We start from the raw sequence: 26,487 nt of genomic DNA, 5'->3' as shown, positions 1-26,487 counted from the left end.
ATGATCAACCGCTTTTGTTAGAACCAGTTAGCGAGGTCACCGAGGAAGCCCGTCGCGTGATCCTCCGCGATGGGGCCGGGTGGGGCCCGTACGCACCATGGGGGCTCGTGCTCGACCGCCAACAGCTCATCGCCGCCAGGGCTCGGCCTGTCCTCTACGTCTCCCGCGAGGAACGCACCAAGATGCAGGCCGCGCTGCCGCGGCGGACGTACAACCGCTGCGTCGCCTATGAGCCAGCCCCTGCGCAGGGCACCCGTTCGGACTGGCTGCACGAACGGGAGTGGCGGATCTGCTTCGAGCCCGAAGCCGAACCCGTGCTGCCCCTCATGCCGCAGCTCGTCAGGAAGGCTGGAGTGGTGTCCTTCACGCCGCGACCGGTCGTCGGCGTCATCGTCGGCACCCGGGGTTGGACCCCGCCGCCCCGCTATCGCAGCTACGACGAAGCACAAGCAGAACTCGACACCGTGGTGCAACGGCTGCAGGCCCTGATGAATACCGAACGGGACCACCAGTGGCCCAGCATCGACGTCGAGGCGTACATCGTGGAGTTCGCCAGGCCCGCGAACGGCCTGGCCCGCTGGTTCTGGGACGGGTCCGAGCTCGTGCGGGACGGCCACATCGACATCCAGGCACAGGAATGGGAGATCAAGATGCTCAGCGGGGGCACCGTGCCGGGAATGAGCACCACCGTTCACCCCGAGACGGACCTAGGGGAGCTGCGCGGTGACGACCGTATCTGAGATGACCGCCCCCAGCCTCGACGATGTCTGGCCGGTGCCACTGGATCCGGCGGCCGCCGAGCGTCAGTGCTCATCGAGCGGTGGGCCGAGCGCCACGGCGTCGACGCCGCCCGCCGCCTGGCCGAGGCCGAGGACCTGGCCGACGCCGTCGCCGCCGAGATCACCCCGGACAACACCACCGATACCTACAACAAGAGAAGCAAGTCTTCGCTGGCCTCCTCAATAGGGTCGTCCCCGTTGAGGAGGCTGCCGACGTTGATCGGAGCGCCGTCGTCCATGCGTAACACACCCTTAGTGACCGTGGAGAACGAGCGTACTGCCGGGCTCTGGCTGTAGGGGCGGCATGCGGACAGAGGTGGGAAACACCTTGGCACTGCCCATCCACAACCAGCGAGGAGGGTGCACCGGTTGCGCGCAGAGGAGCTACCTCCTGGAGATGGCGAGGAAGGCAGCGATCGCACCTGCGATCGTGACGACGAGGGTCACGCCGGCGACCGCGACGGTGAGTGGGGTCGCGAGCGAGGGGTGCGCGATCGTCACGTAGAGCAGGCCGGCTCCGATGATGAGGATGACGAGGACGAAGAGCAGGATCAGGAGAGGGAGCAGGGCCGCGGCAGCCGGGCCAATGGGAGCCGGGTAGGGCTGATGGGGCTGGGCGGAGGGCGTCTGAGTGGAGCTGCTGTTGGTCATGGCACGAGCATCGTTGTGATCGTCGGGAGATCCTGCCCGACAAAATCGGGGGTGTTCTCTGGACGACCGGGACGGTGCCGAACGAGGGCTTGCGCGATAGTGGCCGTATGGCATTCGGGATGGGGTTCGGTGAGATCGAGATGGACCTCACCGGGACAGGCGTCACCCTGCGGAATCTCTACGGATGGCCGGGGTGGGTGATAGAGGTCGACATCAACTGGTCGACCTGGAGTGCGCGCACCCTCCGGGACATCCCGCCCCCTCGGACCCGGAGCAACGCTCGGCGACCGACAGACGACCCCGAACTGGTCCGGCGCATCAGGAAGGCGGCTGAGGCAGCCAAGGAACTCCCCCGCAGCTCGATCTGGGTGGTCTCCTTGGCCCTTCCCACACCGCACAAGAAGAAGACGGACGGTGTGCAGTTGCGGGCCGCCACCATCGGGGCGATGTACAACTACGCGCTCAAGCTGGGCCTCTCCCCGAAGCGCGCCATCTCGGAGGTCTATGACCTCCCTCTGGTGGAAGCCGAGGATGAGCGCGCGCAGCCGTCCCGCAAGTACGAGCGCTGGATCGAGCAGGCGCGCAAAACCATCAACCCAGAAACCGGCAGGCCGTATCTCCAGCCCTACAATAGCGAGCTTCACGCTCCCAGGCTGTGGCCGATCGGCCGCGGACACCCGCTGGAGCCGCGCCGTGCAAGGCCAGTGTTTCCCGAGCCGGTCCGAGAGGGACAGTACGCCGGCCACGTCCTGACCTTGAGGGTGTCGAGAACGGCGCCGCCGGACTGGGCAGCCCAAGAGGCCCGGGAACGGGGATCCCGGATGATCGGCCCGGACCTGGTCATCGAGGGGGCCTGGTCCAGTGGCGAGGAATTGCCGCGACTTCCCGTGCTGCGGGGTGTCAGCCCAGGGGAGACCCCCCGCCGGGTACAGAGCCTGGTCACGGAGCTGGAGGGACGCTATCCCGGGGCGAAGGTCACGGCCATCGTCAGCGCCCAGGCGATGGGGCAGCGCCCCGGAGCGAACTGATCACGGCGTCGGACCCTGAACGTGGCCGGGCCATGAAGCTGACCCCCTTCGGCAAGAGGGCCGTAGCAGTCGTCAGCACCGGGTCGTGTCAGCCCTGACGCTGAGTGTCATCCGCCTCGAACTGCGAGCCGATGTTGTTCCACATGAAGTCGACCTTCCAGTCGGCCTTGCCGGCCGCCCAGCCGAGCATCGCGGTCAAGACCTTCTCCTGGGAGACGGTCCGCGTCTGATAGTGCTCGGCTGCCACGCCGTCCCGGAATTCCAGTTGGTACGTGTTGTCGTCGCGCAGCAACACCTGGACATACCAGCTGCCTTTCAGGCCCTCCTCCACGCGCTCCAGCACCAGATGCGCATCACCGCGCCGGAGGTTGGCCAGCATCCTGCCTATCGCGGGCTTCGAAGGCCTCTTGACCACGCGCCCTGCCTCATCAGTTGCGATCAGCATGGCGTGATCCTTCAACATGGCTCTGACATTGCCCTGCTCAGCAACCAGGACATGTCGTCATCATGGGCTGGTGACGACATGGATGCGCTGCTACTGGGACGAGGAAGATGTCTGGTTCTACTTCGAGGTCGACGCCGAAGGTTGGGTGACCCAGCAGATCGAGCTCGAAGGTCCGGGGCTGACCCCGATCGCAGCTGCCTCCCTGGCCGAATGGCAGCGGGCCTCCGACACAGACCGCCTCGACGAGTACAACAGCAGGTTTGGAGTCACGGCAGAACTGCCCGTCTCTGAGCGGGAAGGCCACGATCCGGAGCAGCTGACCTCTGACGTGTTCGAGGAGCTCTGGGACTCTGCCCGCTGGCAGATCACAGCCCAGCCGTCGTGATCGCTTGCCGGGACGGATAGTCACTTGCCGCACCCGCCCCGCCAGCAGCAGTAACGGAGGTGCAGCAGGTGAACAACACGGGGCTAACCATGGCTCGCGGCGTCTATGAGGTCAGCAGTACAACCGACCTTGTAGTGCTCATCGTTCTCGCCATTGCGGTTCTGGTCGGCATGGTGTGGTGGCGACGGCACCGCCGCAACTAGGTCATCAGCCCCACATCTCACCTGGAGATGAACGATCGTGCTGAGAGGCGCCGCTCCCCGTCTCCTACCGCCCCGGCTGGTCCTTCCTGTCCAGCCGGGGCTCTTGCACGTCCCTTCTCCGTGGCCACCGTCATCGTCACCAGCTGTCTGCCAATCACAGGCCGGGACGGCGGCCGCGGCCCCAGACGGCATCGCTGTGCAGGACCGCGTGAGGAGGGGAGAACTCGAGGCATCAGGGCGGCGGGTAAGAACGCCGGCGATGCGGGAGGCCTCGGCGACCCACGTCGCGGCGGTCGGCGCTATGAAGCCGAGCACGGTCTGGATGTCCCCCCGGCGGGTTTCGAGGGGCAGGCGCCAGATCCCCTCGCGGCCGGATGCAGCGACCCCACAACTCGTTCGCAACCGCTCGCACTCTTTAGCCTGTCCCGCGTGCGCGCCGCGACGTCCGAGGCGCTTGGGCTCCAGGTACTCGCGCAGGTGCGTGTCTTTCTGCTCCGCCTCGGCCCGCGCATTCATCGCCCGGCCGGTCCACCACGCCGAACCCGGCGCCCACGCGACCCTGGCCGCGCGGTCACCGACACCGACACCTCATACGCGCCACGTAGGTGCCGCGGGAGATGCCGCCCCGAAGGGTATTCGTCAAGGTACCCGTGGATGCATACTCGGGGTATGGCAGACACCACGATGAAGGTTGACTCCGAGACCCGGGACCGGTTCGCCGCGATCGCCGCGGCCCGCGGTCAGAGCGTGCGCGCGTACCTGGCGCAGCTGGCCATCGAGGAGGAGAACCAGATCAAGCTGAACAAGGCGACGCAGGTGTTCCGCGAGGTGACCTCGAGGCCCGGCATCGCCGAGGCCTTCGACGCCGCGTTCCCCGATGACGCCCCAGGCCCCCGGCGCACGGCCGGGCGGGCGGCCTGACATTGGAGCTGCACATCGACATCCGATGGCTCCTCGACCGCCAGGAGGAACTGCTCGGCAAGGACCTGGGAGTGCGGGACTACTCAGCTCTCGTGGCCGCCGTCGCCCGGCACAAGGTGAATACGCCGGCGCTCGACGCGGGGGAGCCCGATGCCTACTGGCGGGCCGCCGCGCTGCTGGAGCAGCTGGTGCTGCTGCGCCCGCTTCCGGCGCGCAACGCCTACTTCGGCTACGGCGTGGCCGTCGCCTGCATCCGGGCCTCCGGCGAAGCCGTCGACGACGACTTCGCCGCCTGGCGGGACCTGATCACTGATATGCGCGGCCTGCGGCTGACGGTGTACGACGTCGCCGACCGGCTGCGCTCCCTGAGCCCGGCAGCCTGAACAGACCAGGGGCTGGAGCTGCTCAGCCCTGCGGGCGATCGGATCGCGGAGGTGTCGTCAGCAGCCGTGCCGGAGACCGGTTCTCCGGCACGGCTGGCTCCCGAAGAGCCGTCCGGGCCTCGGCGGGCGGTGGAAGAGCCAGGACGAATAGCTTCCGGCAGGTGACGGCGAGCTGCGGATGGAGTGTGCCGGTGTTGTAGGGAATGCCTGCCTCTCACGGGGCACGCACCTGCGGGGCGATCTGCGGACAGCGGCTGGAAGGCACGTCGGGGAAGGGTAGGAACGGACCAGAGAATCGGTGTCGCTGTCCCCCTCGTCCACACATTGAGTGTGCGCGCCGGCGGTCTGGGTGCATGCGGGGTTCAAAGACAGGCTTTTCGCAGGGCTCGTGATCGATTATTCCGACACCGGGATCCCTCCGCCATTCGCTAATTGGCGTATTTTAACGCGGCTAAGTCCGGCAAACAGGTTGCACTTGAGACCATCAACCGCACGCCGCAACCCCCGCCACACCACACAGATTGGGCGGCCGGTGGAGCCGGTGACATCTAGGATGCTTCGCACAATTTCGGTGACAAGTGGCGCGCTAACCTAGTGACAACCACCGTGCTTTGCCGCCATTGCAACCGCAGGTCAGCAGCCACCGTCGGTGACAACTAGCGCGCTTCGGCTCACCCATTGAGCCGAAGGCCGATAGTTGTCACATAGGCAGGCCGGTTGTCACCACGATCTAGGTTGACGGTCTCGTCAAGATTTCCGCCCTGAGCCATGGACTACCGCTCTCTTCGGTTTGGTGTCGGGTAGTGACAGGTGCTGATCCCTGCGATAGGCCGGAACTATGCGGTATGCGCAGGTTGGTGGGCCGACCGCCGAGCGGCGGCGGTTTCGTGAGGGGAGCCAGCGGGAGACCGGGGAGCGGTTTGCCCGTAGTGCGAAGACGTCGGTGATCGCGAAGGACCTGTGACTGAGCAGTCGGTAGAACGCTGGCGGCGTGTGTGGCGGGAGAGCGGCGTCAAGTTACGGGTGTCCAAGGGGCCGCCCTGATGTCCGAAGCTGTCCGATGCGCAGTTCGCCGGCCTGGAGGCGGAGCTCTCCCTAGAACCAGCCGCACACGGTTGGGAGGAACAGCAGTGAACCCTGCTGCGAATCAGAACGGTGATCGTCCCGAAGTTTCGGACCTTCTGCTCGATGGCTGGGGTGTGACGGCTGCTGCCTGCCCCGGCACAGCTGGTCCAGGCAGTTCCCGGCCCGCCAGGCACTGGAACGGGACGAACCGCGGTCCAGCTGTGGCAGAAGGAAGTGTGGCCACAGGTGGAAGCGCCGCGGCGGCGTTCGGAGCCCACATCGTCTTTGCGGATGATGCCGGTTTCTCGATGACGCCGCCCTGGGCCCACACCTGGGATCGATGCGGGCACACCCCGATGGTGCGGGCCCGCGGCAGGTCCTGGCGGCGCTGGTCGATCGCCGCGATGTGCTGCTACAGGCCGAGCGAAGCTTCCCAACGCATCTACCGGCCGCGCCGCCACAGCAAGCATGCAGACTCCGACCGCAAGAGCTTCGCCTGGACCGATTACCGTGATCTGGCCGTCAGCGCCCACCTCCAGCTCGGCACCCCCATCGTCATGTTGAGGGAAATGATGGGGCGAAATCTCCTTCCACCGCCGTTAGTCGATGCGGAATCGGTGGGAGGTGGCTAGGAATCGAAGGCAGCTACGAGCCCTGCCTGGGCATCCCTTGCGCGAACAAAGGCGTCAAGGTAGACGTCCTACTGGCCTGTCCCGGCCGATCACTGTGGTCGTGATCTGCAGCAGCCTGCTGCTGGTCGCCTTCGTGACAGTGATGGCCCCCAGATACTTGCTGAGCTGGGACGTTCCAGGAACGCCCGTCTCGGGTCGGGCCAAGGCTATTAATGACATCCGTACCACGTTGCTGCAAGGTCTGGCCGGAATCGCTTTGCTGATCGGTGCCTTCTTCAGCTGGCGACAACTACAGGTCAGCAACCAAGGCCAGATCACTCAGCGTTTCACGGCCGCTGTGGAGCAACTGGGCAGCCCGAGCCCAGAGGTGCGGCTTGGAGCGATCTTCGCGCTGGAACGTATCGCCGACGACTCCCCCTACGACCGCGTGACAATCGCAGAGGTACTCTGCGCATTTGTCCAGCGCAGCGGGCCTGCCGATCCACCCTCGGCAAGGCCGGTGGCACGGGACCCGGCTCACAAGCACGAACTTGCCCTTATGCACCGTGCAGCGGATTCCTTGTCCGTCCGCTGCACCGACCGTCAGGCGGCCATGGCAGTCCTCGGCCGTCGAGCTCTGGTGCCGAATCGGCACGTGTTGGGATTGGCTCGGACCGACCTGCGGGGGGCGAGGCTGGTTTTTGCAGATCTCGAAAAGGCCGACCTGCATTACAGCGACCTCTCGGATGTGAATCTTGAGAGCGCAGATCTAAGAGGCGCAGATCTAACCGGCATCTGGCTGGCAGGGTCGTTCCTTCGCGGTGCACGACTGCACCAGGCCGACCTGCGGGCTGCGATCTTGTGGCATGCGCGGCTGGAAGAGGCTGACCTGCGGGCGACAGACTTGAGCAATGCCGATTTGACTGGTGCTGTCCTCAACGGCGCGCGCCTGGACCAGGCCGACCTGCGCGGTGCCGATCTAACCGGGACAGAAGCCTCACGCGCCAGCCTGGCAGGAGCGGTCGCCGACGCCAGTACGGTTTGGCCCGGCGGCTTCGACGCCGCAGCCGCCGGAGTAGTTAACGCTGATGACAGTGCGCCACCGCCCCGCCCGCAGACCTGGTACGACCTGCCGAGATGATGCTCGGATGCGGACGTCCCGGTTTGAATTCCACGCGGCGGAGCTGTGTTCGCACCCGCCCAACCGTCACGCCGGTTACAGGACAACCTCTGAGTGAGCATGATCCATTATGTTGAGACGTGCTGGCCTATGGGGCGATTTGCTCCTCTGCGGCTTGCACGAAGTCCGTAATAGCCTGATGGACGGCGTCACTTCGAGATTCACGCTCCCGCTCGTCAGCTGCTCTATGGATGTATTTCACCTGACCCAGCGCGTCTTCGGCTAGCTGTACGAGGCCTGGATTGCGTGCGAGGAGGCGTACCCGAAACAGTTCTTGACGTGCGACGTAACGAAGGCGGTGATATTCGAGCCGCGCCGCAACAGCCTCGGGGCTGTCCGGAGACTCGTCCTGACGATGCCATCGGTCGAGGGATCCACGCTGATAGGTGGCCAGTGCGGCGGCAAAGGCGCTGTAGGCGGCAATACGTTCTTGCAGGAACAAATGCTCCCGAGCGAACGACTCTCCGCGCTGACTAATCCTCCGCTGAATGACATAGCTCAGCGCTACGCCAAGTAGCGTACCGATCACTGCGACAATGCTCGTGAAGATGCTGGCCACACCGATAGGGCAACACAACTTCTCGCCGCTTGAGAAGAGAGCGCGCATCGGTCTTTGCGAGTACCGATCTTGATAGACGCGCGGGAATGGCGGAGTCTCGATCTTCGTTTCCGGTGACTGAATAGCTACCGTATACGTGTTCGTGACAAGCCGAGTGCCTCGTTGATGACAACCAAGTAGTCTCGACGGGCCTCATTCGCTAACTCGGCTGCCCTTCTGGTGACAACTATCGAGCTTCGGCTCACCCATCGACCGCGACAAGGACCACCTGATCCGCGCGGACTACGACAGCGTTCGTATCGCCGACGCGCTGCGCCGCAGCCCGCACTTCACCGCTGCGTACGCCAACCCCGGCGACTACGACGTCGTCTTCGCCACCTCCGACACCGGTGACAGCCGGGCCTGGCTCCTCACGCTGAAGGACCCGGCCCCCTCCGACGGCGACGACATGCTCGGCGAGCCCGTCCTGCACGAGGCCCTGGCGGCCGCGGTCCTCAACCACCCCGACTTCGTCGCCGCCACCCCGGACTACCCCAGCGACGGCGACATCACCATCCACACCCGCGACGGCCAGCGCTACCTCGGTGTCATCGGCATCGCCACCGACGAGGACACCGCCCTGCTGAAGCAGCCGTCCCCGGCCGTCGACGTCGCCCTCGCCGCCGACAAGCTGCTCGCCAGTGACCCGAGCGACTCCGAGCGCGCCACGGCCGAACTCCTCAACTACATCGCGGCCACCTGGGACAAGCAGGACCTGCCGCTGCGCGAGCACGCCCAGGCCGTCGCCCGCACCCTGACCCGGTAGGAGGGGATCCGCCCATGACCGCATCCACGGCCACCCGGCGCGCGTACGGTGAGGTGACGACCCGCCGGGAGGACCAGATGAGCGCGCAGCCCGACCACGCACCCGTCACCGCCTACGCCCCCGCGCCCGGAGCACCGGCCGAACTCCTCGCCCAGCTGCGCGCCGACAAGCGCGCGGAGAAGTGGGTGCCGGCCTTCGAGCGCGAGTGGTCGGCCGCCCTCGAGGAATCCCGCCGCAGCTTCTCCCTGGCCGGGCTCTACGAGGTCGTCCAGGACTGGCAGGGCCGCATCGCGCACGCCCCGGCCGTCGACGCGTTCGTCGCCTCCGGCTACGACGACAGCGACGCCGTCGACCTGGCGGAGCTCCGCCGCCGTCGCGGGTGAGCCCGGCGCCGTACGCGGTCCGCGTCTCCGCCCCGGCCGCCAAGGTCCTCGACGCCCTGCCCGAGCACGCGGTGGACACCGTGTGGGACATCCTCACCGCGGCCGCCGCCGACCCGTGGGGCTTCCGGCAGTTCGACACCGACGACGAAGAAGGCGAGGACGTCCGCTACGCGGCCGTCGGCCAGCTCTCCATCACCTACTGGATCAACCGGCCCCTGAACAGCATGACGGTCCTGAACATCGTCTGGCTCGGGTAGCCACCCTGTGACAACGGCCTGACCCCGGCATCGCAACTGCCGGGGTCAGGCCGTTTCCGATCGTAGCCACCGCCGTATCCACCGGTAGTCACCCCGGCGGCAACGCGTAGCCGGGCGGTTGTCACCAGGCGCCGCGGGGGCGGTCGGCACCGAGCTGCACCTCGCGCCGGCACTCCGGGCACTCCGGCAGGCCCTCCATGCGGCGCGGCCTGTCGTCCTTCGCCCAGCTGAACCCGCACAGCGCCGTGTTCGAGTACAGCCCGACCTGGTCGTCCTCGCTGGCGTGTGAGCCGTAGCCCGGCACCCTCCAGGTGAACGTCGCCTCCCCGTCGTACGGGCCGCCCTCGGGCCAGTCGTAGACCGCCTCGGTGGTCGTGCAGCGCATCCGCAGGTCAGGCCCCGTCCACTTCTTGCCGTAGACGATCTCCGCAGCGGCGTCGGCCGCGTCCGCGAGGCGCTCGAAGGACAGGTCGTAGTCGTGCATGTGCTCCCACGAGCCCGGCTTCTGCGTCTCGCGCATCAGCGAGCGGAACATCAGCAGCAGCCGCGCCAGGTCGTGCTGATCGACCCGGACCGTGTTCGTCTCCGCGTCGAACCCGTACGTCGGGTCGTGGGGCTTCTTCGGCATCGGTCCTCGCTCGCGTCGCTCCGGCGGCCAGTACCCCGCCCAGGGCGGCCGGATGCTCAACGACCCAGGCCCGCCGGAGCCACGCCGACCTACGCCGTCCGTGCGTCGGCCGAACCGTGGCTCAGGCTGGCGGCGCCGTGGCGCTGGGCAGTTCCCCGGAGAAGGCCCACTACTGCTCGATGGTCCACACGGCGACGCTGGAGCGGTCGGTGGACATCCGCAGCCACACCTCCTCGCCGCCGGGCATGAGCGCGACCTCCAGGTGCGCCTCGTCCCACGTGCCCACCGGGTACATCCACTCGATGCCGTCGGGCCACGTTCGCATCGCCACGGTGCGCACGCTCAGCGCCGCGGCGAAGGCGTCCAGCGCTCGATCCCCGCCACCTGGTCCCCTTCGGCTCATGCGACGGGGCCCGCACCCGCTGTTCGGTGACAGCGATGTTGGACTGATTGCCATCGAAGTCGGACCAACCTAGAGCTCGGTGACCCGTGGAAGACCAGGGAGGATCTCGGATGCCAAAGGGGCGGGGCCGTGGGGTTGGGGAACGTAGCGATCACGCGAGATCGGCATAGTGCTGGGCAGGTCGGTGCGGGCCGTGCTGCGCGGTGTCGGACTGAAAGGGACCGGGCATGCCCTGGGCGAAAGAGCGGTGACCACAAGGGGGGATGGGCGATGACGAAGCTCGGCCAAGGGGCACTGTTCCTGTTCTACTACCTCGACGTTGTGGCTGTTCTCGCCATCGGGGACTGGATCTCCGAGGTAGGTCCTCTTCTGCTTTACGGCAGCCCGGCCGCTTTCGTCACGGGGTTCGTCACCCAGGCGGCACATGACGTCTATCGGCGAAATGCGGAGAGCAACGCGCGTCTGTAGGAGCTCTGTTGGACAGCGCAACCTGAAACTGTGCTGGACGTAGTGCAGCACCTTCCCGCGCCGCGCTGCCGGGCAGTCCAACTTCGATGGCAAACGATCCAGCATCGATGTCACCGGACACCCGCCGTCGCAGGTCAGCGTGACAGACCCACGCCGCGCACGGTGTCACGCTGTGAGGCTGTCAGGCTCACAGGCCGTTTTCCCAGGTGGACGAGGTGGACTGTGAGGCTGTGAGGTGGAACTCGCGGCCCATTGTCCCCTGACAGGTGATCTTGACTGGCCAAGTGATCTTGACGGTTGGACGGTACTGCTGGCTGGTGACGGCGCCCGGTCCGAATCAGGTGGCCGGAGGCATCAGAATCGGTCGGCGGCCCGGACGGGACCTGAGCATCGAGCGCAGGTCATGGACGGTGCACGTCTCCAGGTCGGCAACCAGCGGGACGCCACCGTGAATCGCCGGATCCTCAATGAAGCCAACCACTGGGTCCACGAGGTCGTCCTCCCCGTCCTTGCACCACCTGACGGTCCAACCTGGCGGGGCCGGGAAGCTGTGCTCGTAGCCTGCACCCTCGCGGACGCACTGGAAACCGGGCTGCTTGCTGGCCTGCACGAGACGCCCAGCTCGGCGGTCCAAGATCAAGGCATTGCGATCTTCATCCCCATCTGCGACTGGGATGAACTGCTCCGACTTCTCCCCTGGATGTACGAACACTGCAACCCAGCGCGGGCCGACCATGCGCTTCTCCTCCAGTCAGGCAGGTGGTGCCGGTCATCGTAGGGCTCCAGCGGCCGCGCCGGGAGGCGGTCAAACTCACCCGTCAATCGGTCAAGTTCCTCTGTCACTAGCTGTGCTCAATCCCCTGACCTGTGACGTTCGGTGAGTGGGGGCGCCTTCTCTAAGCCTTGGATGAACCTAGGAGTGCTTGATGTGGTCTCCGAGCCAGAGGGTGCACTGCTTCATGCGTAGACGGTCGTCAGAGAACCAGCCTTGCCACGGCTCATCCAGGCGATGCCAGGCAGCTGGCTGACCGCTTTCGGCCACCAGTTGACGTGCGTCGGTCCACGACTGCCAGATAGGAAAGGCCCGCGGTGGCTGACCAGGCGGGGTGGTACGAGCGCACCGTAGCGGCCGCCGGGGTCGCGATCAGGTCCGCCTGCACGCCGGTCTCCTCGAACAGTTCTCGCCGAGCCGCCTCGCGCGGCGTCTCACCGGGATCGACTTTGCCGCCCGGTGCCACCCACCCGCGCCAGCGGTGGTTGACCAGTAGCACATGGTTAAAGGTGCGGTCGAAAGCCCAGACCTCGGTTGCGAGGGGCCCCTCCAGGGCCGCATCGGGGCGGAGCATCCACTCCAACGCTCCGTCGTAAACAGCGAGTGCCTGGTGCGCATCGCACATCGCCGCTTCAAGAGCCTGTGCCTCTATTTGATGTCCTCTCACTTGCCGGACGGTACGACCCACCACTGACAACTCAGGCCCTTCATGGTGGCGTGGGCTTCAAGGCTGGTCAGGCGAGGGCGGTGGGGGTCAGGCGGATGGTGCGCGGCTGGTGCTGGGGCCGGAGGCGGATCGGCCTGGGCTTGACGACGGCATCGGGTTCGACGGGGTGGGGCTCGCTGCACGGGGCCGGGGTGGGCGGGTGAGGCGGCGGACCATGAGCGTGATCATGGTCCAGGTGAGGTGGGCCTCGCTGTGGGAGATGAGCCGCTCGTAGTCTCGGACGTTTCTGCGGGCCCGCATGATCCAGCTGATGGCCCTTTCAACTCGCCACCGCTTCGCCAGGACGGCAAAGCCGTCCTGGTCCTTGCGCCGGGGAACGGTGTGCAGAGTGATCCCGAGGAACGACTTCGACCACCGGACGAGCTCGCCGCCGTAGGCGGAGTCGGCCCAGGCGACGGTGACTTCAGGGTGGGCCAGGCGAAGGCGGAAAATCTGGTCGCGGGCGGGATGGTCGTCACGGTTGGTCGCGGGGGCAACCATGATCTGCAGGGGCATGCCGCGCATGTCGACGGCCAGGTGGCGCTTGCGGCCGTTGATTTTCTTCCCGGCATCGAAGCCGCGGGTGGCGGCCCCCACCGTTTCGGCGGCGGAACCCGACGGCGCTGCGCCAGTCCCTCGCCCGGCTGCGCGCGCAGCGCGACTGGAGCTACGACGAACTCGCCGCGCACAGCGGCCTGTCCAGGCGCACCCTCATCGAGATCGAACAAGGCCGCACCATCGGCACCCTGGCCACCTGGCACGCCCTTGCCCACGCCTTCGACCTGCCGCTGGGCGAACTCCTCGCCCCTCTGTGCACCGGCCACGAACCTCCACGCGGGGAACGCCAGGCCCCCTGAAGACCCTCACCCGATCGGAACCCCGGCATCGCTGACCTGTACGGGCGCGGTCCAGGTGTTCCCATTTCGTCACCCTTGCGAAGGCACTCGACGCGACACGCCCCGGAAGCGGACGGACCGGCTGACACCTTCAACTCCGGTACCCGCACTGCCCGGTGCAGGCCCTTCCGCATGCCCGCACCCCCGCGGTCTGCCACGGCTTCCCGGAGACCCTCTTCCATGACCTTCACCCCCACCGCAGAACAGGCCGCCACCCTCGAGGCGTTCACCAGCGGAGGCCACCTCGCCATCCAGGCCGGCGCCGGCACCGGCAAGACCTCCACCCTCGCCTTCCTCGCCGAACAAACTCCCAAGCGTCGCGGCCGCTACCTCGCCTTCAACCGCGCCATCGCCCAGGACGCCGCCACCCGCTTCCCCTCAACTGTGCAGTGCAAGACCGCGCACTCCCTGGCCTACGCCGCTCTCGGCCACCGCTACCGCGCACGCCTTAACAGCCCCCGCCGGCCCGGCTGGAGGATCGGAGCGGACCTCGGCCTGAACACCCCGGTACGCATCCTGGGTCGCGATCTTCTGCCCGCCACCTTGTCCAACACCGTGCTGCGCACCGTGACCCGCTACTGCCAGTCCGCCGACACCGAACTCGCCCACCACCACGTCCCACACCTGCGAGGCCTCGAGGCCGAAGCTGCGCACACCGAACTCGCCGAGCTGCTCTGCCCTATGCCGCGAAAGCCTGGGACGACCTGCAAGACCCCGCAGCGGGAACCATCCGCTTCGAACACGACCGCTACCTCAAAATGTGGGCCCTGACCGAACCCGTCCTCGACGCCGACTTCCTCCTCCTGGACGAAGCGCAGGACACCAACCCCGTCCTCGAACAGATCGTCCTGGACCAAAGAAAGCGCAGCCAGATCGTCATGGTCGGCGACTCCGCCCAAGCCATCTACGGCTGGCGCGGCGCCCGCGACGTCATGACCGGCTTCACCGGGGACCACCTCACCCTCACCCGCTCCTTCCGCTTCGGCCCGGCGCTGGCCGCCGAAGCCAACCGCTGGCTCACCCTCGCCGACGCCCCCATCCGCCTGGCCGGAAGCACCGACCTTCCCACCACCGTCGGGTCGTCCACCGACCGGACCGGCGCGGTGCTGTGCCGCACCAACATCGGCGCCGTCACCGAAATCCTCGCCCTCCAGCAGACGGGCACCGCCACCGCATTGACCGGCGGGGGAGACACGCTGCGCGCCCTGGCCCAAGCCGCCCGCGACCTCATCCAGGGACGGTGCACCCACCATCCCGAACTGGTGCTGTTCACCACCTGGAACGAACTGCGCGACTACGCCGAACTCGACCCCGCCGGCGCCGACCTCCAGCCCTTCGTAGGCCTTGTCGACGGCCACGGCCCCGATGCCATCCTCCAGGCGGTCGACCGCCTGGTCCCCGAAACCCACGCCCAGGTCACCGTCTCCACCGCTCACAAAGCCAAGGGCCGCGAATGGCCCCAGGTACGCATCGCCGCCGACTTCACCCCGCCTGCCGACACCGACGAACTCGATGCCGAAGGCCGCCCCGTGCCCGGCCCCATCGACCCGGACGAGGCGCGCCTGGCCTATGTCGCCATCACCCGAGCCCGCCGTCACCTCGACCCCGCCGGCCTGGCCTGGCTCGACAACCACCCCGACGCCCCCAAGGCGACCTGATGACCGCCGGCACGACGCCTGTCCGGCGCATGAACATGCCATCGCCATCGAGGAAGGCACAGCGCGCTGGTCTGCTTCCTACGCCAGCCGCCACCACTACTTCGACAACCTTCACCACGTCGACCACGAACTCCTCACCACCATCGACCACATGACCGCCCACCTCGAAGTCAGCTTCCTACGCGCCGCCGACTGGGAAAGGCGATCATGACCGGTTACGACGCTTGGCAGCAGTTGCGCAAGCATGGCGCCGGCCGCCTCGAACTCGACCTCGACGCACAGACCCTGACCTACGTCGAACCCTGACCGGCTGTGCCGGCCGTTCTCCGATCTGCAGTCCAGGTTCGTCCGCTCGGCGATCGAGTCGCTAATGCCCTGCACGGGACCGGCCTTCAGGCCGCGTGTCCGAAGGCGACGACGGAAAGGGCCTGCGCGCGTGTGCGGGTGCTTCTGTCTGTTCATCAACGGGTCGGCCGCGGCCGCTGCGCTGACGAAGCGGAACGGTTACTGCACCTGTCGCAAGGACGGACAGCAGCTGCACCAGCAGTCCGGCCCGTTCCACAGGAGCGAAGAGCACGAGCCCGACAGCCCCGATCGCGATGAGCACACCGATGGCTATCGTTCCTCTCGAACGCGGCACGGGTGTAGCCAGAGCATCGTTGGGCGGTTCGTTCACCACGGCATCCCTCTCGGCTGGTTCGGTCACACAAACCAGCCTCGCCCACGGCGAAGACCAGTTGATCGAGCTGGTTGAGCCCTGCCGTCGCGTTGTCGAACTGTGCCAACAGAAAGCCGAGTTGGGGCAACCTGTGTCATAGACTGCATCGCAGGTAGAGGCCCAACTCGGGGGAGCGGGATGCCGAGGATCATTCGCATGCCGAGCGAGGCCGAGCTGCCATCAGGTGCCCAAAGGCGCTTCCTCGCCCTTCTCTTTCACCTGTACCGGGACGCTGGGCGCCCTGCGCTGCGTGTGATCAGCGACCGGATCGCGGAACGTGATGAAGAGTTTGCCGGCACGGCAAGCCGCGAAACGGTCCGGCGGATGCTGCACGGGGCGGTCCCGACGGACTGGCGTGCCGTGGAAGCAGTGATGGTGACGCTCTGCGAGTTGGGAGACCTTGATCCCGAGAAGGTTGTCGACGTTGGTGACGGTTACGGCCGATCACTCCGCCCGCATCTCCGCGAACTGTGGAACCAGGCGCTAGAAGATCCAAACCCAGACCCCGCAGATGCATGGGTGACCAAGAGCGTTCGAGGTCGGCGGGCCGAGCTCGGACCTCCTCCCGATCCATTCGACTGAGGTCTCTTCGGCGATCGTGCAGGGGCAGATGATGTTCCACGCGCGAGAAGGGGAGGGGCCAGAGTCCCGCCGATGACCTCATCTCGTGAGGTGCACAGCCGTCGGGCGTACGTGCCGGGGCGCACCACTATCCGCAGTGCCAGCAATGTCGTCTGCGGGTGACCGCGTTCCGCTACCCGGCGGCTTGCCGAGGGGATGCACCGGCGGTCAATTGTCGAACGCGTTGTCGAATTCTTGGTTTTGGCGGTTGCATTCCTATCTCGGTGCACGCCTGGATGAATCTGGCTGGATTCGGATTGGTTCGGCAGGGCAGGTATGCACGAAATTCCGTGGCACCAGAGAGAGCGGAACGCGGCGCCGTGTGCACAATTTCCGCAGCTCACGGCCGCCTTTCGTGTGCCGGTTCCGGGCGGGAGGGGGTGCGCTCGCCAGATGCCCTGACCCGCCGCGGCCGCGGGGAAGGCGGGGGAGGGGGCGGCGGATTCAGGTCATGGCATCGCGTGCGGAGTGCCGCAACCTCCTTTTCCACAACGGTAATTGTCAGTGGCGGCCTCTAACTTTTCGAGTGTGCCCAGGAAGTCGAAGCCATCCTTGCCAAGGGGCAATGTCTTGGGTGCAGATGCCGTTGTCCGTTGGGGAGGGGAGTGCGGTTGCGTTCGCGGATGTGGTGGCAGGAGGCCGTGCCGGGGGACTGGTACGTGTTCGGAATGCCCGACGACCTGGTGCGCGAGCGGTATCTCGCGCTGTTGGCGGCATTGGAGGAACTGTCCACCCGGGGGCCGATGGCGACACTGTCCGACATTGCCGCCCAGCTGCCGGTGGTCGGCTATCACGATGTGCTGCCGGAGAGTGAACTGCGCGCCTGCCTGGACCAGTTGCAGGCCTGGCGGTTCGCCGAACCGTTCCACGACTACGCGGCCCCGCTACGCCGCCTGCAAGGACTGTCCGCACGCGAGGAGGCCTGGGCGCTGACCCACCGGGGCCGCGGCATCGTAGCCGCGGTGCGCACCGCCGTCGTCGACGTCGTGCGCGCCTTGCAACTGCCCAGCCGCCTGCTGGACAGCGTCGAGCGCACCCTGCGAGCCCTCCTCGACCACCTGGACGGCGATCACGGTCTGCTGCCCGGAGACCTGGAGGACGTGCGCACCCGCATCGACGAACTCCAGCGGGTGACCGCCGACTTCTACGCCGCCCTGGCGAAGATGGTGCAGGCCGACGTCACCGACAACGCGGTGTTCAGCGAGAACCGGGACCGCGTGGTGGAGGCCCTGCGCCAATTCCCCCGCGAGTACGGCCGCGGTCTGCCCCGGGTCGAGGCGGCACTGCAGGAGCTGCGTGAGCAGGGCATCGCGCGCACCGTCGAAGCCGCAGCTGCGCACGCTGGACTGGTGGACGCGGCCGACCAACAGCACTGGATCGACGAACGCATACGCCGCCTGACCGACCTGGACGCATGGTTCACGCCGGATGGCACCGTGTACCGCCTCATCGACTCGGCCAGCGGAGCCGTGCACACCCTGCTGGTCGCCATCGACCGCCGCTACATGGCCCGCCGACGCGGCAGCGACCTGGGAGTCGACTTCCGGGCCCTGGCCCGCAGCCTGCACCGACAGCCCGACGACACCGAGGCCCGCCGCGTGTACGCGGCCGCGTTCGGCAACTGGCCCGCCTGGCACGCCGTGCTGCCCGCAGCCGAGGACGACGTCGCACACGGAACCGTGGCCGTGGCCGCAGCCACCCGCCACCAGGTCGAGGTGACCTTGCGGGAACACGAACGGCACGGACCCTCCACCGGACGGCCCCGCAAGGTCCCCGACACCTCCGCCGACCGCACCGCCGCCCACGCGCAGGCCCAGGCCGCGGCCCTGCGCCGCCGCCACCTCGCCGCGCTGCTCGCCACCGACGGCGAAGTCGGCCTCGATCATCTCGACCAACTTCCTTGGGAGGCAGCCGTGCTGCTGCTGAACGCCATCGAGGTCGCCCTGTCCCACTACCGGCCCATCGACGGCGTGGGGCACGCCGCCATCGACGAGGCGGGCCTCGCGGTGAGCGTGCGCCCCGGCCGGCCGGATACCACCGTCACCGTCGAACTGGCCGAAGGCCGCCTGAGCGGACCCGACTTGCGGATCGCCGTCACCCCCCAAGAGCAGCAGCCCTCCCTGCCCGCCCCGGCCGCTGAGCAGCAATGGAGCGTGGCATGAGTGAACTGCTGGATGCCGACCTCAGCGAGAGCGCCCGCATTCTGATGGCGCGCGGACGCCTCACCGCAGAGGGCGACCCCGAGCACTACCGGGCTGCCCTGAAAGGCCATCAGGAGCTGACCGACTTCTTCCGCACCGAGCTGAACTGGACCGTGGGCGTCCACGAAGTCGCCGACCTCATCTGCCTGCACAAACGCCGCAGTGACGTCCCCGCCGACCGCGGCCCGCGCCTGGTCCGCGACCGCCAGCCGCTGGCCGGCTCCCTGGTAATGGTCCTCATCTGCCTGGCCTGCGAACAGCTGTGGCGCCGCCCGCGCATGAGCGTACGGGAACTGCTCCAGGCCATCGCCCAGGTCTGCGCCGCCGAAGCCGACACCGGCCACCTGCCCCGCTTCCCGGTCGTCGCCGCCAAGGACGTCACCAAACAGCAGGCACGCCGCAACCGCCAAAGCCTGGGCGACGCGCTGAAGATCCTCGTCGCCGAAGGCTTCATCACCGTCGACGCCGACCTCGACCGCACCCTGGCCGATGAGGACGGCGACCTGATCATCACTGCCTCCCGCGACCGGCTCGCCACCAAGTTCTCCTCCCTGCCGCCCACCCTCCTGCAACTCGACAACCTGCCCCCCGACCAGCACGCCCCGGCGCTGTCCGCCGAGTCCCTCCTGGACCACACCACCGACACCCCGGCAGATGCTCCCAGCCTCCAGCAGCGGCGCCTGAAAGCAATCCGCCGCCTCGTCGACGACCCCGCCACCGACCCCCTGGACGACGCCCCCGACACCACCCCCTACCTGCACACCCTCACCGGACGCGAACGCGCCCTCAACGTCGCCGCCGCCCTGGGCCTTACGGCGACCGTGCGCCGCAACTGGTGGGAGATCACCGACCCCAGCGGCCAGGCCGGCAGCCTCGACTTCCCCAACGGCCGCCGCACCGAACGCCAGGCCGCCCTCGCCCTACTCGCCGCCCTCCCCGCGCGCGACGACCCCACAGCGTTGCTGGAGATCGACGAAATCACCGCTCTGTTCGCCGACATCCGCGCCCGCCAGCCCCGCTGGGCCGCCGCCTACGAGCGCCTGCCCTTGCTGGCCCGTGCCGCAGCCGCCGAACTGACCAGCGTCCGCCTGCTCACTGCCGTCCCCGATACCCCGGATCGATGGCAGCCGACAGCCGGGGTGCATCTGTGGCGCGTGCGGGTGCGCCAGCCCGCCCCGCCCCCTGCCGCGTCACCCGAGACTGATCCCGCGCCGGCAGCCGACGGCCTCCCGCTCTTCCAGTCGGCGCAGAGCACGGATCCCGCCCTCGACACCCAGCCTGCGGTGAACCAAGGAGACGTTGACGGATGAGGCCCACCGAACACCCCGCCCCGTACCTGAGCCTGAGCTCCGCTCACAACCAGACGCTGGGCGTGCCCGGCGCCAAAGGCCGGTGGCAGCCCACCCGCGCCGGCATCGTCAACTCCTGGGCCTGGAGCAGCGAACAGCTGTACTTCCAAGACGGCTGGCTCGCCCTGGTCGGCCCCAACGGATCCGGCAAGTCCCTCACCGCAGCCATGCTGATCACCGTTCTGCTGGACGCCGACACCTCACAAACTGCCCTGTCCGTATCCGGGAAAGCCGCCGGCACCCTCACCAGCCGCCACACCGACTTCAACGACCGCGAAGACCGCACCGGCATCTGGTGGCTCGAGTACGGCTTGTGTGATCCCAGCGACGGCAGCACCCGCTATGTGACCACCGGCCTGTGGCTGCGGGCCATCTCCGGCCGCCTGGAGCGGGCCTTCTTCCTCGCCCCCGGCCGGGTGGGCAGCGACCTGCTCCTCGAACATGACCGCGAACCCGTCCGCCTCGACGCGCTCGCCGAACAACTTGCTGCCTGCCAGGGGCAGTTGTTCACCGATGCCAAGGCTCTGCGCGGCTCCCTGACCCACCTCACCGCGCAAGACGAGCGCTCCTACCGCAACGCCGTGCGCACCCACCTGTTCACCCCGCTCAACGAGGTCCAGTTCGAAGCACTCCTCGCCGTCCTGCGCAGCCTGCGCAGTGTTCGCACCGCCGAGGCCATCTCCCCGAACCGGATGCGGCAAGTCCTCACCGACGCCCTGCCCGCCCTGGACGCCGACAACCTCACCCAGGTCGCCGAGGCGATGGAACGCATCGCCGAGCTCGAGACCAAGCTGGAGCGCACCCGCAAGGAAGCCAAGCTGCTGGAGGGCACCGACCGCAGCTACCGCCGCTATCTGCGCACTGTGGCCCAGACCGAAGCGGCCGCCCTGACCGCCGCCAACACCGAGTTCGACGACCAGGCCCGCGACCTGAAGAAGGCCACCGACGACCTGCACCAGGCCCAGCTCACCTCGCGCGAGGCAGGCCAGGACCACACCGCCGCACTCCTCGAGATCGCGCAGATCAAGGGACGGCTGTCCGCGGACCAGACGCTGCTGGGCGACCATGCAGGGGCCGACCTGCCGCACCTCGAGGACCGGGCCCGCGACCTGGCCGGCCAGGCCGACGCCGCCGCCGGACGCGCCCGGGATGCCGGCGACGACGCCGAGCAAGGCGAAGCCAAGGCCGCCGACAGCCGTCAGGATGCCGCCGCCGCCCAAGCCCAGCTCACCCGGATCGCCACCGACCTGCGGGCCGGCGCCGGCGATCTGGGCGCACAGGCCGCCGTGGAGAACCTCCTGGACGCCTCCGCCGCGCTCGCCGACGCGCACAGCGGCACCGAGGCCACCGCAGACCCGCAATGGCTGTGCAGCCACCCGCTGGCCTGGGCCGAAGACCACCAGCGGCAGATCCAGGCCGTGGACCGGGCCCTGACCGCGTACCAGCACACCCAGGACACTCAGCACACCGCCGCCGACGAACAACGTGCCGCCGAGGACACCGAAACCGCGCACCGCGACGCCGCCGGCGAGGCCACCAACCAGCGTCGGCACGCCGAACAGAACCTCCACGCCGAGCTGCACACCTGGCAGCAGGCCGCGCGCCAGCTCGGCCCGCTCCCCACCCCGCTACCGGGCGGGGACGAGACCAATGACCGCATGGACACCACACAGCTGACCGCTTGGCTCGATACGGCAGCCGACCAGGCACGCAGGCGCATCGACGTCCCCGGACACCAACAGACCGCGGCCGCGGACGCCGCACATTCCCAGGCCGCCGCCACTGCTCTCGATCAAGCCCGCGGCCGGCAGAGCACAGCCCATGCCGCCACCGAGCAGGCGAGTGCCGTGCACGAGCAGACCCTGCAGCAGGCACACGCGCAGACCCATGCCGACACCCACGCCCGCACCCAGGCCCAGCAGACCCATCAACAGGCCCACACCGACGCCCAGCTGGCGCTCAAGGAGGCCGAATACGCCCTCACCGAGGCGGACACCGCCCGCCTCCAAGCCGCCCGCACCTGGCTCGGCACCCTCCGCACCTGGCGCGACAACCTGATCCACCTGCACGCCGATGCACTCGAGCTGCCCCCTGCTGACGTATCCGCGGCCGAACTCGGCGCCCTCAACCACTCCACACTCGCCCTCGCGGCGGCCCGCGCCCACGCCCAGGCCGCCCAACGCCTGCAGCAGGACACCGACACCGCCCGCCGCGCGGTGGATGCTGCAGCCGTCACCGTCGAAGACCTCACCGGCGACCTGCAGCAGGCCCAGCAAGCAGCCCCGGTCCCCGCCCCGCCACCCTGGCGTACCCGCAGCCCGCACGACGGCGTCCCGCTGTGGGCCCTGGTCGACTTCGCCCCCCACCTGCCCGCAGCCGAAGCCGATCTCCTGGAGGGAGCACTCCTGGTCGCCGGCCTCCTCGACGCCCTGGTCACCCCCGACGGCCACCTGGGCGACGGCGATCTCACCTTCACCCCCACCGCCGCAGCCGCAGGCCGCAGCCTGGCCGACGTACTGATCGTCGACGATGCGCCCGCCATCGACGCCGCCCACGTTCGCCGCCTCCTTGCTGCCGTCCCCCTGGACACCCCCGGCCGGCCGGCAGCGCCGGGCCGGCTGGCTCACGGTGTCCTGACCGCCAGCGCCCCCAGCGGCTACGTTGCCGCGTTCATCGGCCGCACCGCCCGCGAACGAGCCCGCCAACAGCGTGTGAACCGCCTCGAACACGACCTGGCCACAGCCCGGCACACCCTGCGCACGGCCGAACAGCACCTGGCCCGGTGTCTTGACGACCTCGAGACCGCGGCCGACGAACGCGACAGCCTCCCGCCCGATACCCAGTTGCAGGAAGCCCGCGCTCACGCCAACCGCCAGCACACCCGCACCCAGCAAGTACGCCAGGACACCACTGCCGCCCTGGCCGATGCCGACCGGACGCTGGAGCGGACACTGACCGCGCTGGAGGCAGCCGCCACTGCCCGTGCCGCCACCCTCGATGCCGCCGCTGCGCTCCTGCGACAGGCCCGCGACGCCGAGGCCCAGGCTGACGAGGCCGTACAAGAGGCCGCCACCACCGCTGCTGAGCAGCAGATCATCGCGCAGACCAGCGCACAGGCCCGCGACCAGGCCCTGGCCGACCAGCGCGCCGCCGACGCCGACCACAGCGCCTTCCCCTGCACGGCCATTGACGCCGTACGCCAGGCCCAGCAGACCGAAGACACCACCCACCAGGACCTGAACCGGGCCCGCGCCGACGTCCTGAAGGCCACCGCCCGCTACGAAAAGGCAGGCAAAGCAGTCGGCGACGCCTTGCGCGCCCTGAACTCCGCGGCCACCCTGCCCACCGGCGGCATGCTCCGCACCGAACCCGCCCATCTTGAGCGCCGAAGCCAGGCCGTCAACCTCCTCATCGGACACCTCCACGCCTGGGCCTCGGCGGCCCAGCGCGTCACCGACCTGCTGGCCCACGCCGACACCGACCGCAGCCGCGCTGTCGAACTCAGGCGGCGCCACACCCGCGCCCAACAGGACGCCGCACAAGCTCAGCAGGACGCCGAACAGGCAGCCTCCTCAGCCCAGGAGGTGCGCGCCCTGTACGGAGCCGAGTACCAGGACCTCCTCGCCCGCCGCGACGAAACCGCCGCTGCCCTCACCCAGGCCGAGTCCCACGCCGAACAGGTCCGCACACGCCGTCAGGACGCCGACACCCGCGCGGCCGTCGCCCAGAGCGTCCTGGACCGCACCGAACCCCTGAAAGCCGCTGCCGAGAACAAGCGCGAAGCCTGTCTGAGCATGCTCAGCCGCCTCGTTGATGAGCGGCTGACCGCATTTCCAGACGACCTGCCCGCCGACACCCGAGGCCGCCCCGCCCACGTCACCGCCGGCCTCGCCTGGGCCCGACGCCTCCTGACCGACGCCCCCGGCGGAACCGACCGCCTCACCGTGCTGACCCGCCAGCGCGACCGCGACCTGACCACGCTGGAGAACACCGCCCGCACCGCAAGCGCCGGCTTGGCCGGATTCGACCGACAGGTCACCCTGATCAGCATCGAAGACGCCCCGTGGCGGCGCGCCGTCGTCGCCGACCCCGCCGCCCTGCGCGGCGAAGACGTCTCCACCGCGCTGCAGGACCTGCACGCAACCGCCGCCCAGATCGAGGGCGACCTGCGCGCCGACATCAAACAAGTCCTCAAGACCAGCATGTTCACCCGCCTGCAGCGCGACATCCAACTGCGCCGGGAAGCCGCCACCGAACTGGTTACCAAGATCCGCGCCACCCTCAAGGAGGTGCGCACCGGGGTCGCCCAGGTCGGCGTCCAAGTCGTCTGGGAAGTCCGCGCAGACCCAGAAGCCCAGCGCATGGTCGACCTCATCATCCAGCCCCCGTCCGACGAGACGTTCGAGCGCATGTATGAGGTGCTGCGGGACCGCATGAACGAGAAGGCAGGCGAACCCTGGGCCGAACGCGTCGCCCACACCTTCGACTACCGCCGCTGGTACGACTGGACGATCAGCGTCACCCACGCCTCCTTCGAAGCCGCCGGCAAGGAGAAATTCCGCGAAGTCACCGCCCGCTCCAACCCGCTGGAAGCCCTGTCCACCGGCGAGCGGCGCCTGGCCACCATGCTGCCGCTGCTCGCCGCCGCCTGGTCGATGTACTCCACCCGCGACTACAACGGACCGCGCCTGCTGTCCATCGACGAAATCGACGCAGCCTTCGACGACACCAACCTCCGCCAGATCCTGGCCCTGCTGCGCTCCTGGGACTTCGACGTCCTGGCCACCGCCCCCTTCATGACCCCGCTGATCAAACGAGAGACCCGGCGGGCCATGGTCCATCAGGTCCACACCGCCGGACGTCGCCGCGTCACCGTGCCCTGGCTGTGGAACGGGCACGGCGAACCCGAGCCCCTTACCCTTGACCTGACCTTCACCCCGCCCCAGGACACGCCGTGACCGCCGATCCGTTCCGCCTGGCCGGCGACCCGGATCTCGTCCCGCTGTGGCAAGTCGTCCACGACCGCCTCGCCGCCGGCACCGACCCCATCGCCATCGCCACCGTCACCGTTCCCGACCTACCAGCGGGCGCGACGGCCGCCCTGCGCTCCTGGCTCGACACCCCCGCCCAGCGCCGCCGCGGCTACACCAACGTCCCCCACACCGCCCGCGGAACCAAGGTCCCGCTCCGTCTCCTACTGACTGCCGTGAGCCTGCCCCCGCAGGCGCTGCAGCCACTGGTCGAACAGGCCCTCGGCCGTGCCGTCATCAACCGCAAGAACGGCCAACTCACCCGCACCGCCCTGCGCCAGGAACTCTCCGACTACGCCGCACGTCGGCTGCCGCACCTGCCCCGACTGCGCGCCCGGATCCTCTCGCAGAGCATCGACTCCGCAACGGCTCCCGAGATCCGTCGCCTCATCGATGCCCTCGCCTCCCTCACTGGCTGCCTGCCCCACCAGCCGCCGCGAGCCCTGCCTAAACTCGCCCACGACCACGCCGGTGACCCCCACTACTTCGACGCCACCACACTGCCCGGACAGCGTCTCATCACGGCTGTCGCCGAACTGGCCGACCGCCTTGAGCCCACCCGCCCCGACCACATCCGTGCCCTGCTCGCTGAGTACGGCATCCTCGCCGACCGGCTCTCCGCCACCGTTTTGCTCCACCAGGTGAAGGCCATCGGCGACGGCCCCATCGACCGCCGCCTCAACGACGCCACCACCCCCGTGCCCCTCAACCTCCTCGACCTCACCCGCACTCCGCCACACCTGGAACCCCAGACCCTCACCGTTATCGAGAACCCCTCCGTCCTCGAAGCAGCGATGGAACGCGCCAGCCCTCACCCCATGGCCTGCACCAGCGGCCAGCTCCGAGCCGTCGACCACGCCTTGCTGCAACTGGCCGTCGACCAAGGCCTGCACCTGCGCTACGCAGGAGACCTGGACACGGCCGGATTCCAGATCGCCGCCGTGGTGCAGCACACCTACGGAGCGGACCTCATCGCCATGGACACGACTCTCATCCGCTCGACAGACGCCGAATATGACATCGCGCCATCCGATGCCAGCGCCTCCATGGCAGCCACACAACTATCCGGTGCGGGGCGGGTGTTGTACCAGGAGCACGACGCGGTTCTGGACCTCTTGTTCCCGCCGGGGATTCCGCAACAGAGTCAGTGAGGACGAGCTCCTGGCTCCACTCCCAGCCGCCCCGGCGCACGGTTTTCTGCGCCGCGGTGTGGTCGCCGGCCTCGTCTTGGTCGGCGGCGTGCCGCAGCAGGGTCCGCACCGTCGGCGAGGTCATGGCGGGCAGCACGCGGCGCAGGACCTGGGCCAGCTCGCCGGGGCCGGGGGCGGCGGGGAGGTCGGTCTGCTGCTCGGCGGGCAGGTGCCACGGGGCGATGAGCGTGC

26 protein-coding genes and 1 pseudogene are annotated in these 26,487 nt (G+C 68.4%); 20 read left to right on the top strand and 7 right to left on the bottom strand.

What is annotated here, in order from left to right; genetic code table 11:
• Nucleotides 1-107: 107 nt before the first annotated feature.
• Both ACZ69I_RS22665 and ACZ69I_RS22660 read left to right on the top strand, forming a co-directional pair.
• Nucleotides 108-740, top strand: a complete 633-nt coding sequence (locus ACZ69I_RS22665) for a hypothetical protein (protein ID WP_467677405.1) — start codon at nucleotides 108-110, stop codon at nucleotides 738-740.
• A 66-nt stretch (nucleotides 741-806) separates the two neighbouring features.
• On the top strand, nucleotides 807-1,076 hold the full coding sequence (locus tag ACZ69I_RS22660) for a hypothetical protein (RefSeq protein ID WP_467677407.1): 270 nt from the start codon (nucleotides 807-809) through the stop codon (nucleotides 1,074-1,076).
• An 87-nt stretch (nucleotides 1,077-1,163) separates the two neighbouring features.
• Here the strand turns inward: ACZ69I_RS22660 and ACZ69I_RS22655 are convergent, their stop codons facing one another.
• Nucleotides 1,164-1,430 (bottom strand): hypothetical protein, encoded by a 267-nt coding sequence (locus ACZ69I_RS22655; RefSeq protein WP_467677409.1) that lies wholly within the window; start codon nucleotides 1,428-1,430, stop codon nucleotides 1,164-1,166.
• A 107-nt stretch (nucleotides 1,431-1,537) separates the two neighbouring features.
• Between ACZ69I_RS22655 and ACZ69I_RS22650 the strand changes: the two genes are divergently transcribed.
• Nucleotides 1,538-2,458: a hypothetical protein gene (locus ACZ69I_RS22650; RefSeq protein WP_467677411.1), complete on the top strand. Its 921-nt coding sequence runs from the start codon at nucleotides 1,538-1,540 to the stop codon at nucleotides 2,456-2,458.
• Between the two features lie 88 nt (nucleotides 2,459-2,546).
• Here ACZ69I_RS22650 and ACZ69I_RS22645 read toward each other — a convergent pair whose 3' ends face one another.
• On the bottom strand, nucleotides 2,547-2,903 hold the full coding sequence (locus ACZ69I_RS22645; protein ID WP_467677413.1) for a hypothetical protein: 357 nt from the start codon (nucleotides 2,901-2,903) through the stop codon (nucleotides 2,547-2,549).
• Between the two features lie 82 nt (nucleotides 2,904-2,985).
• Here ACZ69I_RS22645 and ACZ69I_RS22640 point away from each other — a divergent pair, with 82 nt between their 5' ends.
• From ACZ69I_RS22640 to ACZ69I_RS22620, 5 genes are all read left to right on the top strand, one after another.
• Nucleotides 2,986-3,288 carry a hypothetical protein gene (locus ACZ69I_RS22640; protein ID WP_467677624.1) on the top strand — a complete coding sequence of 101 codons (303 nt, stop codon included), beginning with the start codon at nucleotides 2,986-2,988 and terminating at the stop codon, nucleotides 3,286-3,288.
• Between the two features lie 872 nt (nucleotides 3,289-4,160).
• Nucleotides 4,161-4,412 (top strand): antitoxin MazE7, encoded by a 252-nt coding sequence (locus tag ACZ69I_RS22635; protein WP_467677415.1) that lies wholly within the window; start codon nucleotides 4,161-4,163, stop codon nucleotides 4,410-4,412.
• Nucleotides 4,413-4,414: 2 nt separating this feature from the next.
• Nucleotides 4,415-4,795, top strand: coding sequence for a toxin Doc (locus ACZ69I_RS22630; RefSeq protein ID WP_467677417.1), 381 nt, complete (start codon nucleotides 4,415-4,417; stop codon nucleotides 4,793-4,795).
• A 1,301-nt stretch (nucleotides 4,796-6,096) separates the two neighbouring features.
• Nucleotides 6,097-6,492, top strand: a complete 396-nt coding sequence (locus tag ACZ69I_RS22625; protein WP_467677419.1) for a transposase — start codon at nucleotides 6,097-6,099, stop codon at nucleotides 6,490-6,492.
• Nucleotides 6,493-6,592: 100 nt separating this feature from the next.
• Nucleotides 6,593-7,612, top strand: a complete 1,020-nt coding sequence (locus ACZ69I_RS22620; RefSeq protein ID WP_467677421.1) for a pentapeptide repeat-containing protein — start codon at nucleotides 6,593-6,595, stop codon at nucleotides 7,610-7,612.
• A 127-nt stretch (nucleotides 7,613-7,739) separates the two neighbouring features.
• On the opposite strand, the gene ACZ69I_RS22615 is transcribed toward ACZ69I_RS22620, so the two are convergent.
• Nucleotides 7,740-8,210, bottom strand: coding sequence for a hypothetical protein (locus ACZ69I_RS22615; RefSeq protein ID WP_467677424.1), 471 nt, complete (start codon nucleotides 8,208-8,210; stop codon nucleotides 7,740-7,742).
• A gap of 448 nt (nucleotides 8,211-8,658) precedes the next feature.
• Between ACZ69I_RS22615 and ACZ69I_RS22610 the strand changes: the two genes are divergently transcribed.
• The 3 genes from ACZ69I_RS22610 (at nucleotide 8,659) to ACZ69I_RS22600 (ending at nucleotide 9,655) form a co-directional block, all read left to right on the top strand.
• On the top strand, nucleotides 8,659-9,015 hold the full coding sequence (locus ACZ69I_RS22610; RefSeq protein WP_470834192.1) for a hypothetical protein: 357 nt from the start codon (nucleotides 8,659-8,661) through the stop codon (nucleotides 9,013-9,015).
• 77 nt (nucleotides 9,016-9,092) lie between these two features.
• Entirely contained in the window at nucleotides 9,093-9,398 is a 306-nt protein-coding gene (locus ACZ69I_RS22605) for a DUF6247 family protein (protein ID WP_467677628.1), read from the top strand.
• On the top strand, nucleotides 9,395-9,655 hold the full coding sequence (locus tag ACZ69I_RS22600; protein WP_470834190.1) for a hypothetical protein: 261 nt from the start codon (nucleotides 9,395-9,397) through the stop codon (nucleotides 9,653-9,655). Before ACZ69I_RS22605 ends, ACZ69I_RS22600 begins: the two co-directional genes overlap by 4 nt.
• 121 nt (nucleotides 9,656-9,776) lie before the next feature.
• Here the strand turns inward: ACZ69I_RS22600 and ACZ69I_RS22595 are convergent, their stop codons facing one another.
• A complete protein-coding gene (locus ACZ69I_RS22595) occupies nucleotides 9,777-10,283 on the bottom strand; it encodes a hypothetical protein (protein WP_467677430.1) in 507 nt (168 codons plus the stop codon).
• A 169-nt stretch (nucleotides 10,284-10,452) separates the two neighbouring features.
• Nucleotides 10,453-10,614: a hypothetical protein gene (locus tag ACZ69I_RS22590; RefSeq protein ID WP_467677432.1), complete on the bottom strand. Its 162-nt coding sequence runs from the start codon at nucleotides 10,612-10,614 to the stop codon at nucleotides 10,453-10,455.
• Nucleotides 10,615-10,956: 342 nt separating this feature from the next.
• Here ACZ69I_RS22590 and ACZ69I_RS22585 point away from each other — a divergent pair, with 342 nt between their 5' ends.
• Nucleotides 10,957-11,154, top strand: a complete 198-nt coding sequence (locus ACZ69I_RS22585; protein ID WP_467677434.1) for a hypothetical protein — start codon at nucleotides 10,957-10,959, stop codon at nucleotides 11,152-11,154.
• A gap of 998 nt (nucleotides 11,155-12,152) precedes the next feature.
• Here ACZ69I_RS22585 and ACZ69I_RS22580 read toward each other — a convergent pair.
• Complete coding sequence (locus tag ACZ69I_RS22580) at nucleotides 12,153-12,593, bottom strand: NUDIX domain-containing protein (RefSeq protein ID WP_467677436.1); 441 nt, start codon at nucleotides 12,591-12,593, stop codon at nucleotides 12,153-12,155.
• Nucleotides 12,594-12,680: 87 nt separating this feature from the next.
• Nucleotides 12,681-13,229 (bottom strand): transposase, encoded by a 549-nt coding sequence (locus tag ACZ69I_RS22575; RefSeq protein ID WP_467677438.1) that lies wholly within the window; start codon nucleotides 13,227-13,229, stop codon nucleotides 12,681-12,683.
• A 26-nt stretch (nucleotides 13,230-13,255) separates the two neighbouring features.
• On the opposite strand from ACZ69I_RS22575, the gene ACZ69I_RS22570 reads away from it, so the two are divergent.
• The 8 genes and pseudogenes from ACZ69I_RS22570 to ACZ69I_RS22535 all read left to right on the top strand — a co-directional run bounded on the left by ACZ69I_RS22570 (nucleotide 13,256) and on the right by ACZ69I_RS22535 (nucleotide 26,256).
• Nucleotides 13,256-13,489, top strand: a complete 234-nt coding sequence (locus ACZ69I_RS22570) for a helix-turn-helix transcriptional regulator (RefSeq protein ID WP_467677630.1) — start codon at nucleotides 13,256-13,258, stop codon at nucleotides 13,487-13,489.
• Between the two features lie 219 nt (nucleotides 13,490-13,708).
• Nucleotides 13,709-15,186: pseudogene (locus ACZ69I_RS22565) on the top strand (UvrD-helicase domain-containing protein).
• Complete coding sequence (locus ACZ69I_RS22560) at nucleotides 15,098-15,397, top strand: hypothetical protein (RefSeq protein ID WP_467677441.1); 300 nt, start codon at nucleotides 15,098-15,100, stop codon at nucleotides 15,395-15,397. Before ACZ69I_RS22565 ends, ACZ69I_RS22560 begins: the two are co-directional and overlap by 89 nt.
• 663 nt (nucleotides 15,398-16,060) lie before the next feature.
• Nucleotides 16,061-16,486, top strand: coding sequence for a hypothetical protein (locus tag ACZ69I_RS22555; RefSeq protein WP_467677443.1), 426 nt, complete (start codon nucleotides 16,061-16,063; stop codon nucleotides 16,484-16,486).
• Between the two features lie 650 nt (nucleotides 16,487-17,136).
• Complete coding sequence (locus ACZ69I_RS22550) at nucleotides 17,137-18,687, top strand: DUF2397 family protein (protein ID WP_467677445.1); 1,551 nt, start codon at nucleotides 17,137-17,139, stop codon at nucleotides 18,685-18,687.
• The gene (locus ACZ69I_RS22545; RefSeq protein WP_467677447.1) at nucleotides 18,684-20,036 is read left to right on the top strand and encodes a DUF2398 family protein; all 1,353 of its coding nucleotides are present in this window, start codon (nucleotides 18,684-18,686) and stop codon (nucleotides 20,034-20,036) included. The genes ACZ69I_RS22550 and ACZ69I_RS22545 overlap by 4 nt, the downstream gene beginning before the upstream one ends.
• The gene (locus tag ACZ69I_RS22540; RefSeq protein WP_470834186.1) at nucleotides 20,033-25,033 is read left to right on the top strand and encodes an SbcC/MukB-like Walker B domain-containing protein; all 5,001 of its coding nucleotides are present in this window, start codon (nucleotides 20,033-20,035) and stop codon (nucleotides 25,031-25,033) included. Before ACZ69I_RS22545 ends, ACZ69I_RS22540 begins: the two co-directional genes overlap by 4 nt.
• Entirely contained in the window at nucleotides 25,030-26,256 is a 1,227-nt protein-coding gene (locus tag ACZ69I_RS22535) for a DUF2399 domain-containing protein (RefSeq protein WP_470834185.1), read from the top strand. Before ACZ69I_RS22540 ends, ACZ69I_RS22535 begins: the two co-directional genes overlap by 4 nt.
• Nucleotides 26,257-26,487 lie beyond the last annotated feature (231 nt).

This window comes from Streptomyces sp. NPDC036815 (genome assembly GCF_055609205.1).
This window is presented reverse-complemented; position numbering and strand designations above follow the sequence as displayed.